Annotated in this window: 13 protein-coding genes; all 13 read right to left on the bottom strand. The window is 38.9% G+C overall.

All coding sequences use genetic code 11. The annotated features are described in order from the left end of the window. Positions 1 to 70: 70 nt before the first annotated feature. Entirely contained in the window at positions 71 to 778 is a 708-nt protein-coding gene (locus RCO25_RS05675; protein ID WP_308995153.1) for a hypothetical protein, read from the bottom strand. A 325-nt stretch (positions 779 to 1,103) separates the two neighbouring features. Then, positions 1,104 to 1,292 carry a hypothetical protein gene (locus tag RCO25_RS05670; protein WP_308995152.1) on the bottom strand — a complete coding sequence of 63 codons (189 nt, stop codon included), beginning with the start codon at positions 1,290 to 1,292 and terminating at the stop codon, positions 1,104 to 1,106. 342 nt (positions 1,293 to 1,634) lie between these two features. After that, positions 1,635 to 2,123 carry a hypothetical protein gene (locus RCO25_RS05665; protein WP_308995151.1) on the bottom strand — a complete coding sequence of 163 codons (489 nt, stop codon included), beginning with the start codon at positions 2,121 to 2,123 and terminating at the stop codon, positions 1,635 to 1,637. After that, positions 2,124 to 2,999, bottom strand: coding sequence for a gamma-glutamylcyclotransferase family protein (locus RCO25_RS05660; protein ID WP_308995150.1), 876 nt, complete (start codon positions 2,997 to 2,999; stop codon positions 2,124 to 2,126). It abuts the gene before it with no gap. An 89-nt stretch (positions 3,000 to 3,088) separates the two neighbouring features. Beyond that, a complete protein-coding gene (locus tag RCO25_RS05655; RefSeq protein ID WP_308995149.1) occupies positions 3,089 to 4,015 on the bottom strand; it encodes a tetratricopeptide repeat protein in 927 nt (308 codons plus the stop codon). 95 nt (positions 4,016 to 4,110) lie between these two features. Next, positions 4,111 to 5,001: an HNH endonuclease gene (locus RCO25_RS05650; protein WP_308995168.1), complete on the bottom strand. Its 891-nt coding sequence runs from the start codon at positions 4,999 to 5,001 to the stop codon at positions 4,111 to 4,113. A 161-nt stretch (positions 5,002 to 5,162) separates the two neighbouring features. Further along, positions 5,163 to 6,416, bottom strand: coding sequence for an McrC family protein (locus RCO25_RS05645; RefSeq protein WP_308995148.1), 1,254 nt, complete (start codon positions 6,414 to 6,416; stop codon positions 5,163 to 5,165). After that, positions 6,413 to 7,885, bottom strand: a complete 1,473-nt coding sequence (locus RCO25_RS05640) for an AAA family ATPase (protein WP_308995147.1) — start codon at positions 7,883 to 7,885, stop codon at positions 6,413 to 6,415. The genes RCO25_RS05645 and RCO25_RS05640 overlap by 4 nt, the downstream gene beginning before the upstream one ends. Before the next feature lie 75 nt (positions 7,886 to 7,960). After that, positions 7,961 to 9,016 carry a hypothetical protein gene (locus RCO25_RS05635; protein WP_308995146.1) on the bottom strand — a complete coding sequence of 352 codons (1,056 nt, stop codon included), beginning with the start codon at positions 9,014 to 9,016 and terminating at the stop codon, positions 7,961 to 7,963. Continuing rightward, positions 9,013 to 10,356 (bottom strand): hypothetical protein, encoded by a 1,344-nt coding sequence (locus RCO25_RS05630; RefSeq protein ID WP_308995145.1) that lies wholly within the window; start codon positions 10,354 to 10,356, stop codon positions 9,013 to 9,015. Before RCO25_RS05630 ends, RCO25_RS05635 begins: the two co-directional genes overlap by 4 nt. Before the next feature lie 97 nt (positions 10,357 to 10,453). After that, positions 10,454 to 11,359, bottom strand: a complete 906-nt coding sequence (locus RCO25_RS05625; protein WP_308995144.1) for an ATP-grasp domain-containing protein — start codon at positions 11,357 to 11,359, stop codon at positions 10,454 to 10,456. A 204-nt stretch (positions 11,360 to 11,563) separates the two neighbouring features. Further along, positions 11,564 to 12,445, bottom strand: coding sequence for a glycerol kinase (locus RCO25_RS05620; RefSeq protein ID WP_308995143.1), 882 nt, complete (start codon positions 12,443 to 12,445; stop codon positions 11,564 to 11,566). A gap of 341 nt (positions 12,446 to 12,786) precedes the next feature. After that, on the bottom strand, positions 12,787 to 14,694 hold the full coding sequence (locus RCO25_RS05615; RefSeq protein WP_308995142.1) for a 3'-5' exonuclease: 1,908 nt from the start codon (positions 14,692 to 14,694) through the stop codon (positions 12,787 to 12,789). Positions 14,695 to 14,878 lie beyond the last annotated feature (184 nt).

Below are 14,878 nucleotides of genomic sequence, written 5' to 3'. Positions count from 1 at the left end.
GATCAAAGATCCATCTTTACCCATTATCCAATTCTACCATGCCTTTAAGAATCTCCTAAAACCAACATGTCTATGAAGCTATTCTAATTGGCGTTATCCATCCAGTAGAGCGAAGAGCCTTTTTTTTTGCTGACGCTCTATTATCACGTTCTATTAGTTGGGCTCTAGATAGCTTATGTTTCTTATAATTTTGAGGTTGAATAGGTTGAGTTGATTCAACAATTATACGAAATGTTTTGTGCTGTTTTAAAGCCGATGAATATACAACTTCATTCATATAAACATTTTTGCAAAGAGGACATATTAATACCACAGTCTTTACTTCAATTTCATTTTTATTATCTAAACTTTTCATAACAAGTGATATCTTAGTCTTTTTTAGAACAGTTCTACAGTCACATATATCTATATTATTAGGGAGAATTTTAGTTATCTGTTGAATAAGTAAGCGATTTGAAGAGGAAGACTTTGAAATATGTGTTGAGTTTTCTTCTTTGCTTTGACTTAGTTGAGGTTCAATTTTCTTAATAAAAGACGAAACGATAGAGATTGCCCACTTCTTCCCATATGGATCAATAGTATGCTGAAAGCTCTCGTGAACATAACCATGCAGACATTTTTCACAAAACCATATATCCGTAAGCAGATAAGTTGACTTTGATATTTCTCTGCTTCGGTACATCACCTCTTTCTTAGAGGAAATCAAAGTTACATTACAATGTGAACAATTTGTAATGAAATTTTTCACTAATGATACTCCATTAAGTTTTAAGGACACGCTAATCCCCCTTTTAACATTATGTATCAACTTTTCAAGCTTTGCTCCAAGCTTATTTCATCTGATACGTTAACCTCTACTGAACTAGCCAATTAGCCATTTGATAAAATATAGTTATTGCACTAGAGCGAATAGAAATTCCCAAATCATCACATAGCAACTTGTCTATTAAAACCTCCTGCCAAAATGATCAGACCCGTTGGCAGGAGTCTTTTCAGTACGGAAACCCCAGACTCATCAAAGCCCTTTGATTTTTTTATTTTCCTTTATTTTTGGGTAAGGCCTGTTCCAATGTATCTTATCAACATAAGGAGTAATTCATATATTATCTTCTTTTACCGGTACCATAACTACCAGGTAATCGATAATCCAGTGCATCCGTTTTCTTATCATCATCAAGTTTGCGTTTCTTTTTGCGTTTCTTTGAATTTTTCACTTTGATATTGCTTGTGACTTGAATACTTTTTGCAACAATATTAACAAATACACTATATGGCACTTCTGCATCTTTCACTAGTGATACCCTAACTCTACTAGTTCCATTTGTCCAAGAAGTGGAGTCCTGACGAAAACCATGTTTTATCAGATGCTCCTTTTTCATTTGTATTAACTGTTGATCCGTAACGATTCTTGATAAGGGCTTTTGAAGTTGCTGTGGTTTGACCTTAATAAAATCACCTCGTGCCGTTTACTAATACATATTCGTAACTCTCCCATGTATATCCTGTGTTTATAATTCTTAGTTTTTGTGTGATACTAATATTTCCTTCTATGTGTGGTTGATGTTAGTTTACTAATTGCTCCGTCTATATATGAAACAACGAAGGGGCTTTTTTCGCCCCTCCTTTGGTATACGTTATGTTCTACTGACAAACCATCCGCTGCGAGGCTTTTCTCTCCGCAATTGTGAAAGACAAACCTCTACATCCCAGCCCATGTAATGGTCAAAAACGTTGTACTGACTATATAAGGATGAACCCTCAAATATCGTCAGGGCCACTTTCAGGTCAGGCATTTGCTTGCGGTTAATTGCATAAAGTTTTTCTCTTATTTCTATATCACTTGGCATAACTTGGACCTCAAGAAGAGGTCCGAGGACGCTTTGAGCCTCCGAAGTGAGTTCACTATCCGAAAAAACAAACAAGCCAACCATGAGAAGGCCATCCTCAAGCATTGTCTCGGGGTGCGGAATCCACCTGATCACTGATGTTGGATCATCAATCCGCATAAGAGTCCAACGCGCCACGCTATTTTCTGTTAGCCATACATGATGGGTAACATTAGTAACTCCTCCATCGTAAGGATGCGTTTGACCGAGCAACATTTGCGCCGTAATTGTCGCCATCTACATTATCTCCTCTTTATTCACGACATTCTCATAGCCAAATACGGAAATAAATCGATCCATCAAAGTTAGATAATAATTATTGGATACAACCGGCAACGCGCCCCGCTGGATTTCTTCCATATACCAAACCGGTGGCGCTGTTTCTTTCTCTTTATTAACAACTACGAATGTCAATGCATCTGCTATGCTGGCATCTGTGCATTTTATTGGAATAATGATCGGTCGATAAATATTACAATTAACACCCTCACGATTGTATAAATATCCTTCAAGAGCTTGCTCAGGTATACGATAAAGCTTACCTTCTGTATGTCCGCCAGACTCTACCACATCTGCCCTGCCCCCATCTGTAGCCCTTCTTGTAAACTGGAGATTAAATCCGTCAAGCACTCCGCGACCTTCAACTTGGGTAAACCAATCAGCCATTCCAGCCTCTTCGATTCGCTTGGTATCCATGCAGCTTCCATATGCAAAATAAAGAATATTCTTCTGCCTACGCATGCGATAGAGTTTCCAATCACCATGAGGAATTACTTGATCTTGTGCGTGTTGCAGGTAAATATACGCCCACGCCATCACTAGTCCGTAATCGGTTTTAACATCTATTCGCGTACGTTCGTAATGATTCCTTGAATCTCCTGGTCCGTAATAACCTTCAAGTCGGTCTAATCTAATCAGATTCTCGAGATTTACTTCGTATAACTCTCCAGTTACACTCTTATCAGTTGTCGGAATCATAGCCGGAAACCCAAAGCCCGTGTCCACCAGGCACCCCTTTGCATAAGCAATACTGGCAACCATCTCGGCACCTTCAAGCAATCTGCAATTTGCTTCGCCCCTCCGAAGTGTGCCATAAACAAAAACCATTTCCATAATGTTACCCTCCTCTATACTGTTTTCCACACCACTAGAATGACAGAAGACCAGTAACATGACTGTTACCGGTCCTCTCTAATGTCTGTCTATTCAATTGTTGATAACACATAAAGGGGTGGTCCTTCCCATACGTATTTACCATTAACGCGGGCAATTTTGATGGGAATTTCTTTAACTTGAAGGCGGATATTCTGCCTGTTTACTGTCATTTTCAAGCTCTGATGCTGTAAATTTTCAAAAAGATTCATTAGCCAGTAGTCATCACTATGAACCTCTTTACTTGACAATGTCATCAGCATGGATGCACACCATTCCGGGAGATCCACCCCCCTGCCCTGGAAGTATAACTGAGGATGGAGTGGTGAACGATTATCTAGTATTGCATAGCCATCTCCATCCATTAATTCTTCCAATTCCGCGTTCGATAAAGGATTTGGGTCTTCCCCGATTTTACTTAACAGGTAAGGTTTAAATTCACGTCCAGACTGTGGGGTATGAATGACGTAATAAGTAGCCTCATACTCTGTCTGGTATTTGCGAGTAGTATCAAAAACTCTTCCAGAACTCAAGTATTCCTTAGCCTTATCATATTCTCCCATTTGAAACGTAATTCGGGCAGCATGGTAGTGCGCCTTAATTTTACGCCCCTTATCAATAACACTGCTTGATAGTGCCCTTTCAAACCAATGTAGCGCCGCTTTCGAATCACGCTCCAGTAATGCAGCATGGCCAAGATGATAGGTAGCTGCATCTCGGAGAGTTTGTGACGCCGAGGAGTTTAATACATCAATAAAATATGCTCTTGCTTCCTGAGCATTCATAAATTCCTCTTTTATATCTCTACCCTGATTTAAGTAAAGTCGAGCCAAATTTTCATGAGCCAGCTGGAGATCCGTCCCTTTTAGTATCCTTATCTTATCCTTTAAGAACTTGATCAATTGATCTCGCATTAGTCGTTCAGGCAGGGTATTGTATTTTTCCTCTAATGAATAAAGCTCATCAACAAATGTCATCGTAAACCCCCATCTTGATGTTCTGACCTCATAATTAGAAGTAGGCCATATATAATACAACCTTTATGACGAGGGCATGCCCCTAGCTAATCCAACTATTCCCTATTCTTATCAATGAAGATATGTTCACGATGGTATTGCAAATACTCGAGATTAGGAGGGGATTGTGTCGGGAGACGTAACGACTGCCCATCGTATTGTTTTATTACCTCCCATAATTTTTTGTCATTACTCAATTTCTTCGAAAAAACAATCTTATAATTATCATCTATCGTTATGAAGCCCTTATCGAATGCTTTGTCGAATAAAATAGATAGACAAATTCCATTAGCAGGATCAAGCCGAGAGTTTTTGTCCTTTGACCAAGGTTTAATATGGGATGCATGAAGAAATGCAAGCTCTGAAATACCGGTAATTGCACATTGAAGTCCATAATTCCCCTTTACTTTGTTTGCAAATATATGTTGACCTCTCCGTACGGTCTGAGTAGACACTACATCCTCAACGAAATAGTTACCTAATGCTATCTGATTCATAAGTTCAATGTGCTCTTCAATTCTATTTGCATTTGAATTATCATGTGGCATATTTATTAAATGATTTCGGTCAAGCTTTATGACCCCATTCCCTAATTTTTGGAATGTTGGAGTATTCCAATATACTTCGTGAGAAACGAATTGTACAGGATGTAAGAAAGGATACGGCTTTGCTACTGTTAAATTCAGGGGTCCCCCTAATTTAGAAATACTTTCAATTTCACCTGCGCCATATATTAAGAATGTGTCATTTCGATCCAATATTGATAAACCTATCAAAAATATATCACCCATTTTAAATATGCTGCTTTGCTCTTCCGTTAGTTGCAACGTTAAATGCCTAATCCACAAAAAATCATCTATTTTATTTTGTATTTGTTTATCAATCAAGAAGTAATTGGCATCTGAATTTAATGCTAAACCATAGTAATCAACAAAGCCATGTTCCATCAAGTTGGTATCTCCCGTCTTTTCCAATTATCGTGTTTTTTTATATGTTAATCTAAAAAAGCACGGATGTTTTTAATATATTTTCTTTAATACCCGCACTATTCTTACTTATATTGATGCGTGGGAATTAGAATATAAGCTATCTGTTGCGTAACATTCAGTTATAACGACTCTATTATGTCATGCAACTCTCTTTCAGCTTTGATCTCGTCCTCATATGTAACAGAGAAAACTTTTAATTTCTTCCCTGACTCTTCTTCCAAGTGCCAGGACTCCAAACAATCCCCACTCGATACAATTCCATCATGGTAGGGATAAAGTAATATTACTTCATTCACTTCTTTATAGCGGGTTAAGTAAGCATACATCTGGTAGAAATCTTCACGTTTCACTCCATGTCTCGAACGATGAGAGTAAATCATTTTCCATTTCGTGTCTATAATTATTTGTTGTCTATGTTGGTTAACAACCAATAAATCCGGCTCAAGCTGAAAGACACCTCGGTTGCTCCCCTCCTTGACCAGCAGCTTGTAACGTCTATCTTTAAATGTAACTTGGTCCCAGTTCTTCCGGGTTAGATAGGCGATATAAGACTCGAATAAATCATTCATTTTAAATAAGATTGAGCTGCTCCTGCTGCCACCTGGGGAAGATACAGGTGCTGAACGGCTTATTAGGAGTTTGGCAAGTACGAAGCTTTCCTGGAAACGAAAATTCGTACGATCAAACAACATTCGATCCAATTGGTCACGGTTTATTGTTACCGATGCCACTTCATCCATTAGCATCAAACTGCTCGCAGTTCGCTTTTTCGTTAACGGATTGGTACAACGCGACATAACGAGTTGCAGCGCAGCTTTTAAGATTTGATTTAACGGATTATTTATTTCAAATTCGTCATAACTACAACTAATACCCTGCTTCATCATGGCCTCACGACGAAGTTGACGATTCATATCGATCTTCCCTCTAACTAGTTGAAGCTCGCCATCTTCTCGTTGGTACGATCTATAAATTCCCTTCCTAAGTTCAGTCGCTAACTTAGTCGTAAATAGAAATGCGATAATCTCAAATAAACTCATCTTCTCGAGCATCAGCTGACTAATTTGACTTTCGTGAAAATCCAAGAATCCAGAACGTTGTAGCATACGTAGTAACACACGCCTGGACTGACGTAGATCATTACCAGATACCTTGGGTAATATCTCGATCGAACACGAGTGGAGTTGTATGAACCCTACATAATTGATAAAGGTAACCTCATATCGGGTTACAATTATGCCATCTTCATCTAGAGAATGTTTACTCACATAGTTCGCAAGCTCGTCTGCCTCTGCAGATGTAAGAGAATCATGGGACATTGTTTCGGATATGGGTATAGAATCAAAACACTCCGTAACTACAAGATGCTTCATTCCTCAACATCCTGTTCAACCCTATCTAGTGTCTTTTCATAAACACGCTTGAATGCTTCTAATGTTGGTTCTGGCTGTACAACATAGAGAGTTTTTGTTGGCTCTAATGACCTGGCTCCTTTAGCAAATAAATGACTCGCTTGCAGTTGATGTCTGTTCAATAAATATGATCTGTCACCCGGTTTACCGGCCCCTCCTAATATGAGCTCGATTTGTTCCCAATCATCATAAAAATACTCCTGTAAAAGCGGAATAATCTTTCTGCACATCACTTTAGTTAAGTCCTCGATATGAGGATTATTCAATAAAAAATAGGAATGCCCGATCACATGATCACGGTCATATAAATACTCGATACGCCGGTTTATCGTTTCCAATAAATGCCGGATATTGACTCCTTGCACATCTGTAGGAAGTAAGCTGTAGTCAGGGAGCATCTCAGTAAATTCAAACCGTCTCCTAAGGGCAGTATCGAGTAATGCGATAGAGCGGTCCGCGGTATTCATAGTCCCAATGATATGGACATTGGATGGTACCCGAAAACGATCCCCTGAATACGGAAGAGTTACCGCGATTTCATTCTTCTGACCCATTCTCTTATCCGGCTCAATTAAGGTAATCAGCTCTCCAAAAATTTTAGAAATATTCCCACGGTTGATCTCATCAATAATGAGAACATATTGTTGATCTTGTCCAGTCTGTGCTCGGTCACCTGAAATTAATTCCTGTATGCTTTCCATGTTCAGATCTCTGTTGTAAAACATATAAACCGTTTGTTGCGAGAAGACTTTTTCACGTAAAATACTTTGTACTGGAAGCATAGCCTCATTGTTTTCATACAGCCACTGAACTTTACGGAAGTGATGATAAGGAATAGGCGAATCCGCTCTATAGTTATAATCACCAATAATTTTCCCAATTGCTCGGGCCTTCTTATTCCCATGGGAAATCACGACGATATCACCGATCCCCATCCAGTGTTTAAACCGTTCGACAAATTCCACTCCATAAGGGTTCTCATCTGGTAGAAGAGATTCATATGACTCCCGAATGCCTTGCTTGTTTTCGCATTTAGAGAAATCAACGTTCTCCCCCCACCCTAGCGCAATCTCATTGTTAGAGATACAATAGTCGTACACCTCGTCATCGCTTGTCAATGTGTTACCTAGAGACATTTTGAAAAACTTAGTTTTTTCAGGGTCAAAGTTATAAGTCACTTTTCGTTCTGAAGAAGCTGCCCGTGCCACGTTGCATAACTGTTTAAAAACACCGTCCTGAACCTCATAGTGCTTCTTTTCTTCACTGAAACGAATTCCCTCTACGAATTCTTCATAGCTGAACGATTGGTGGAAGGTACAAAACATAACATGATTGCTTTCTACATATCGGTTAAAAAGACTCACAGCCTCATTACGGCGGTTCGGGTTTGTAATAAGATCAGAATCAATATCTGAGTTTAGAATAGACAATGCCTCATAAATGACATTATAGGTTTTTCCCGTTCCAGGTGGCCCATAGAAAATATTGTTTGTCGGTTGGCTAACTTACATATCAGCTGCGGAGCCTCCTGTTACTTCAGCATATTTATCATTAAAATAAACAACGTGATAAGCATCTATCAGATCTTGAACCTTATATCCCTTGTCCTTAGCGTACGCAAGGATCATATGGGATACCTGATTATACAAAGCGTATCTCTCTACCACATCATTTGGTGCGATAAGACCCATACGATCTACGAATGGACCGAAATCATTCGGCTTGTAAAATACATATTCATCAGAGCTGTAGGCTGCTAATAACACTGCTAGCAATTGATTCGGCGTTTCGACCTTCTTCTTGGAATCGGTAAATTTCCCCGCAACAAGCAGTGCTTGATACTGCTCGCCAAACCGTATTCGGATCTCTTCCGTGATTCCCTGATCGAATAAGTCTTGTAGCAACCTCACGATAATGTGTTGCTCAGAATGTTGCAAAAATACAAGGAAATCGTCCAACCAAATTGAGCCTTTGAATAATATTTGCAAGTTCTTTCGGATGTTATTATTCTTGTCTAGTCCCGAAAAACCTTCGATAAGCTGGTCAATAGCATTCCGCGATTCCGTCTCAAGCTTTCGAAGAATAGATCCAATTTCAGATACAATTTCAATCTTAAACTGACGTTCATCCGCTTGGTAATCTTCCTCATGATTTTTCCTATAATTGCTGAATTTCTTCAGGGCATCATCCAAGAATGCATAGTTAATATTTTTTATAGAAACGGTATTTTCAAGAGCCAACAACTGTTTGAGTACCTTCTCACTATCCTTCTGCCAGGCTCTGCCGTTAGGGCGGTCATGCTTGTAATGAACCATCGTAATATCCCTAATATCCACGGAGGGGTTCTTCTGAATGAGCAGACGGATACCCTCTTTTTTAGCTCTATCAAGTCTACCTTTAATTTCCGAAGAGATAATAACTGAATTGTGTTCAAGCACGATAACATGATAATGAATACTATCGAGCTTTATCGTAAGGACATAATATCGCGTTTCTTTGCCTGACAGATAATCGCGATTAGTTATGCTCTCAATCGCCTGTTTAGTGATCTGTTCACTCATGGAATGTTTTCTCCTCGACTAATTACTTCTACCACAAGCATCTTAAAAATTTCATTTTTCCCAGTACCAAGAATCTTGAAAGACTGCCAATCTAAATGATATTGCCCTTTAAGTACAATCATTGACTCTCGATTATGAGTAGTGCCGCCTGATGCATTCTTCCAGCTTAGTTGCCCCTGAATAAGTCGGTCTTGATGAATACGGAAATCTTCATCAACTGAAGTAACTCTTTTCGTCTTTTCCCAGTAACTACGATCATTCGTGATGAGAACAGCATAGCCTTTGGTACCAGGCCTTTGTGCAATAACCGTTTCGAGTTTTTCAAGATCCTTTAGAAAATCATAGCGGGATATATCCTGTGCAGCTTGGTTTTTCAGTTCAGTATGATTTCCGTTAAAAATAGTTTTTAACAAAGCTGTTTTATATCGGACTTCGATCGCTAATTGGTCGTTCTTATTCTCAGCATAAATATCAATCTTGGCCTTCCCAAAGTCTCGGTTTATTTGAACCTGATAACCAGCCATTTTTAAGCTAGCACCCAACTTATCCCGTAGATCGAATTGGGAAAGAGGAATGACATCCAATGATTTTATGATCGAGTTAATCTCCATTGAACACTCAGTTTTTTCTTCCTCTATGATCGTTGTGGGATTATGAACTTCGAGTGGTTCTTTAATTTCCGGATAAAGTCTTCTATTTCTCTCTCGATCTTCTAAATTAACAGGTATAATGAGAGATTTTATGCTCCCCGTAACGCTAGAATTTAATTGGCTATATGGCAACCAACTCATAATGTACGTACCTTCTATATCAAGGGGCTCTTCCCGCATTTTCATCGTGCCTTCACCCGTATTCTCAGCCCAAGACAATATCCCAGAAATTTGACGTCCCTCATGAATCCGGAATTCACGATCAACTGTCAATTTCTCCACACCAGGATCCAAATAATATGAAGGGTCATTTGTAAGGTAGATTAGATAACCTTCATCAACTAAATTTAGCTTCACCATCTGTTCAAGTCGTTGTAAGTCTTTCAACACATCATAGCGACCAATATCTTGGGCTCCTTGATTCAGTAGAATGAATGTTTCCTCATCAAATGTGTGCTCAACAGCACGCATTTTGTATTTAAGCTCAATCGTTATTCTTTTTCCGTCTATCTCTATCAGCATATCCAAGTATGTACGACGTTTAAGGTCTATCTCCATACGCCGTTCAAGTCGAATCTTACACTCATAAAGTCCCCTCAGCTCCCATGCAAGTGCATGCTGTAAATCAGCTTCATTATGAAAGATGGGTCGTTTCCGAGCAAGAGAATCCAAAGCTGCTTGAATGTTCATGTTTACCTCCAAATACATTGAATGACAAGTGGTTAGCAGCACGCTTTTTTGTGCATTGAATAACCATCATTAACATTACCTCCAGGCAAGTTGAAAACTACTCTCCCAACCGCTCTTTCAAACTTTTATAAAATTCCCCCAAATCAATCTGATCAGGCACCCCCGATACCTGCCCATCCCCAATTTCAATAATAACCCACTCACCGGTGGCGGTCTTGGCAATATCCATCGTGAAGAATTCACTTGAAATTCCCTTGCTTATTGCAATAAATGGCTCAAGGTTCGGCTTTTCCTTCTTATAGCTTGCTTCATCCCAATACTCTGCCGTTGCAAGAAGCTCATGCTTTAAGAAAAACAACCGGTATTCATTCGATAAGGGCATGCCGCTGAGAGGATGCTTCGTCAATTGCTCAAGCTCGATAAACTCGCGGAACACAATGCCGCCGCTAAGCTCCGTACCTTGACGGTCAATAAAGTTCCTTAGTACACACTCCACTTGCTGCCTGTCAGAGGCATCCGGCACAAAACATGCCTCTTCCCATTCATGCTTCCGTGACTTCACATAATCTTTGATACTCATCGGTTTCTTGCCAAAGATTCGCAGTATCTCGTGAACGCCGTCATAACCAGCGGCTAGAGAATCGATGTCCACCCAACAGCTAAAAGGCGTTGCATCTTTTATGACTTCATATGAACTCGGAAAGTAATGACCGTTAATGTATTCTAGCGGGGAGTTAATAAGTAGGAGATTCTTTTGCTTCAAAGTGTTGTACAGAGATTCATAGCTTTCAGGCTTCATCATCCATCCTTTATAAATCGCGGTTTCCGGCTCGTCTGCAGCCTGAATAGGCTTGATTGATTTCAGACCGTTACCGTCGAGCAGCTGCTCCAAAGAAAGGAGCTCAACCTTGATTCCAAGCTCCTTAGCCTTTTCGTATTCAGCCTCGTACCCTGCATCAACCTGACGATCATTAAACACATCGGAGCAAAATAATACTCTCATCAATGAGCACCTCGCAATACGATCTTTTTAATAATCGTACCACATTCTGAAATTTCCCCATATAACATGATTTAAGTATTGAATAACTAGGGGAAATGGAGCTAATAAACTTTGATTCATTGATTGAGCGAGTTCGTTATACAACATGAATACCTCTTCTTAAGTAAAGTTATATAAGATCAAAAAGTATTTAATATATTATTCTTAGTACGCTTGAATTCCAAACTTTAAAAGCTTCTTTGGTAATAGATCATCAAGGTTCTGGATATCGCTATCAACAAGTTCTATTAAATTAAATCCATATTTTGAATAGACCTTTATCTTCTCTTTTTTTCGTTCCACATATCTTTCATCGTTCTCAAGACCCCAAAACTCAATATAGACTTTTCCAACAGGAAGATAGAAATCACAATAGACCTCTTCTTCCACTGGTAATCTCCGTTCATATGCATGGACGATCTCCGACATATACAGCCAATTATCAATTAACATTTCTGCTCGAGAACGAACATAATGTCCATCGGCTGCACGATGCTTTGCCTCAAATTTATCTCGAAAATTAGTACTAGAAGGTTGCTTATCTTCTTTAATATCTTCCACCGGTGTTCCTTGAACGCACTGGAAGGTTTCGAGAAGCCTTTTGTTTGTCAGTATACTTGAATCCCAACAAACGTAAGGGACTCCCGTTTGCTCATATTCAAATTGTTTTCCACCTAGGCTTTCTCCAAGCTTTGTTACAGTCCAACCTTTGACATTTTTTTGAACCATTCCAAGCTCTGATAAAATTGGGTTAATTCTAAATTTTGATATATTAAAATGCTTACTCAGTGTAATTGCGCTTAATAATTTTTCTGAACCACCAACATCTGAAAGATATTCTTTTATCTTTCCATCCCACGCTATATAGGTACCATGCTGAGGATGGCTTTTCATTGTTCCACCCAACTCAACACCTTTATTGGTTAATACCCAAGCCTCATTTTCTCTTAGAATGCATCCCGCATCCGTTAAAGATTGAAACAGGTGTTTTGCTTGTAACCCCAGTTCTTTTGCTAATGCTGTCGTTGATATTTGTTTCTCGCTCATCTGATCCTCCTAGTTGTCTAGCCCTACTTAATAGGTAAATGCTTTCTTAAAGAAATGAATAGTGATATCAATTTCTTAAGCTATGTTATCTTCCTCAGTCGGAAATATTTTACTTTGAGTAGATTTCGACAATATAGTACAATAGTCCTCCCAGATACATGATACAGCTGGAAGAAAAAATAAAATGGAAAAAGACCCAACTAATTATTAGCTGCGTCTCAACTAACCGAAGATTTTCCACAAGCTTCCTTCAGATTCCAAAGAAGACTTGAACACTAAAGATAGCGCCCATGCTGGACGAACTAATAAATTATTCTAGGATACAAAATTAAAAGTATGCTTTATCCTGATTGCTTCTGGGATGATACCTGCTTGCTTCTCTGTTCAACTACTTTGTCTAAGTACTTTGTAAACTTGGATTCCCCACTATAAGTTAGGAACAACCATTCTAATGCTCTGGTCATACCGATATAAAATAGCGAGACTTCCCTTTCTTCTGCTTCTTCAAGTGGAAATGGCATATTTTCAATATTAATGATAAATACAGCCTGAAAATCAAGGCCCTTAGCACTATCAATGGTAGATATCTTTATAGTGTTCTCATCTCGCACAAAATTCCGTTTAGATTCAGGGTTCTCAGTAATCCAGGTATATCGTAACTCATGTTGCCCTAAGCTGTTTTTAATTTCATCAATGTATGAAGTACGGTGACTGTTTTTGACCCGATACAAAATAGCTATATCATGCAATGGTATACCTTTCTGTTGATGTAGGTATGTAATCGACTTGGATACAAAATTCATTTCCTGCTTAATATCTTGAAATCCCTTGATCAAAGGTTCGGGGCCTTTTCTCTTGGTCGATTGCGGTGGAATAATCTCTACACCATCTAAAGAGGCTTCTTGAACTTTATTCTTTAACTGGGAATTCTCCTGATAAAAGTCCCAAGCAAACTGCACAATTTGCGCCGTATTTCGGTAATTAATAGAAAGAATTTTAGAACGTCCCCGAAAATCAAGACCTATATCTTGTGCCAAGCTTGACTTTCTTTTAAAAATGGATTGGGCACGGTCTTCAACTAAAAGCAATGACTGCGTTTCTGGATTTAAACAATGACTTAGCAGTTTGAGCCAATCCGCTTCAAAATCCTGGCCTTCGTCAATCATAATCGCATCATAAATTGGCAAGATCGCTTCATTTTTGTTCACTTTATCCAATAGTGTCGGTATTTCACTATCTTTCATTTTCAAGCTATTTCGCAACCACTCATGAAAATTATATACCAAAATATTGGAATCTTTCGAGCTATCCGAAAATGGAGGATTCAGCAGATCTAATAAATCATCAGGCTCATTCATCATCCGCTCAATCATTTGTTTCAAATTGCGGGATAACGGGATCCCATAACATAACACGAGAATTTTCCAATCTGGTTGAGTCTTGGCTAACATCTTGGCACGACTAGCAAGAACAAGCGTTTTCCCACTCCCTGCAACCCCTCGAATAAGCCTATGCTTATCGCCTATTTGCTTGGCCATATTTTCTTGATGGAGATCCATCGTTTTAATGTTATGCAAGGAGAGTAAGAGCTGATCCTGATAATTGATAGGAGGCTTGAAGTCTGCGCTAATCCGCACTTCTGGAAATAAATGAAAGCGGATGGCTTGTATGTCTTCATTGGTTAAAATGTTCTTTTTCTGATTCCAAACCGTAAACATGCCCTGAATTTTTTCATTTAATATCTCTGGAGAAAAACCATCCTCATCAGTATCAATTTCATCTCTGCACAGCACAAATTGAGGTTCTATAACTTGGTACAGTCCATGTTTGATAAAATCCTCTTGTTTTAGGCGAGTAAAAACAGTACCAAAACCATAAGGGAACTTTAAATAAGACCCTGCCTCATTTACTAGATTCTTATCTTTTTTCAAGTGATCCGTTATTAAACGAGCATTGTCCCTAGCTTGTTTCAGCGGACTTTTCGTTGTCACCAATTCACCTGCTGTATTTCTTAAAACCCATTCATCCTGATTAATTTGATAAAGTGTACCTTTTGTATAATCTTTTACTTCCAGAATGACTAGCCCCAAATCTGGACCTATAATTATAAAATCGGGTCTTCTACCTCGAATTTCGGGTTCATAATATATAACATAGTCACTTGGCAAATGATCTTTAAGACATTGAAACAAAATACGTTCTCCAGTTGTTGCAGTTCTTGGTATTGTTTCCGGTACCATGTAAGCCATATCCTGTATCCCCTACTTCTCATTCTACTAGCACCATTATAGTACTAACAGCCCAGGTTGAATATACAGAGTCTGACAAAAAACCTTATGTTTCACTACAACACTCAGAATGTGCACTTCAGCTTATACAAACAGATTTCCTTTGTCCAAGCGTGCAGTATCCCTAGGTACCCCTTTCTTGGTC

This window comes from Paenibacillus sp. LHD-38 (assembly GCF_031157315.1).
Taxonomy (GTDB): Bacteria; Bacillota; Bacilli; order Paenibacillales; family Paenibacillaceae; genus Pristimantibacillus.
Note: the sequence above shows the minus strand (reverse complement) of the source record. Positions and strands in the feature narration are given on the sequence as shown.

Coding starts and splice junctions, on each gene's coding strand:
- RCO25_RS05655 (WP_308995149.1), bottom strand. CDS start 4,015: ATGACATTTGTTGATGAGCTTTATTCATTAGAGGAAAAATACAATACC.
- RCO25_RS05660 (WP_308995150.1), bottom strand. CDS start 2,999: ATGGAAATGGTTTTTGTTTATGGCACACTTCGGAGGGGCGAAGCAAAT.
- RCO25_RS05650 (WP_308995168.1), bottom strand. CDS start 5,001: ATGGAACATGGCTTTGTTGATTACTATGGTTTAGCATTAAATTCAGAT.
- RCO25_RS05630 (WP_308995145.1), bottom strand. CDS start 10,356: ATGAACATTCAAGCAGCTTTGGATTCTCTTGCTCGGAAACGACCCATC.
- RCO25_RS05615 (WP_308995142.1), bottom strand. CDS start 14,694: ATGGCTTACATGGTACCGGAAACAATACCAAGAACTGCAACAACTGGA.
- RCO25_RS05620 (WP_308995143.1), bottom strand. CDS start 12,445: ATGAGCGAGAAACAAATATCAACGACAGCATTAGCAAAAGAACTGGGG.
- RCO25_RS05665 (WP_308995151.1), bottom strand. CDS start 2,123: ATGGCGACAATTACGGCGCAAATGTTGCTCGGTCAAACGCATCCTTAC.
- RCO25_RS05635 (WP_308995146.1), bottom strand. CDS start 9,016: ATGAGTGAACAGATCACTAAACAGGCGATTGAGAGCATAACTAATCGC.
- RCO25_RS05645 (WP_308995148.1), bottom strand. CDS start 6,416: ATGAAGCATCTTGTAGTTACGGAGTGTTTTGATTCTATACCCATATCC.
- RCO25_RS05625 (WP_308995144.1), bottom strand. CDS start 11,359: ATGAGAGTATTATTTTGCTCCGATGTGTTTAATGATCGTCAGGTTGAT.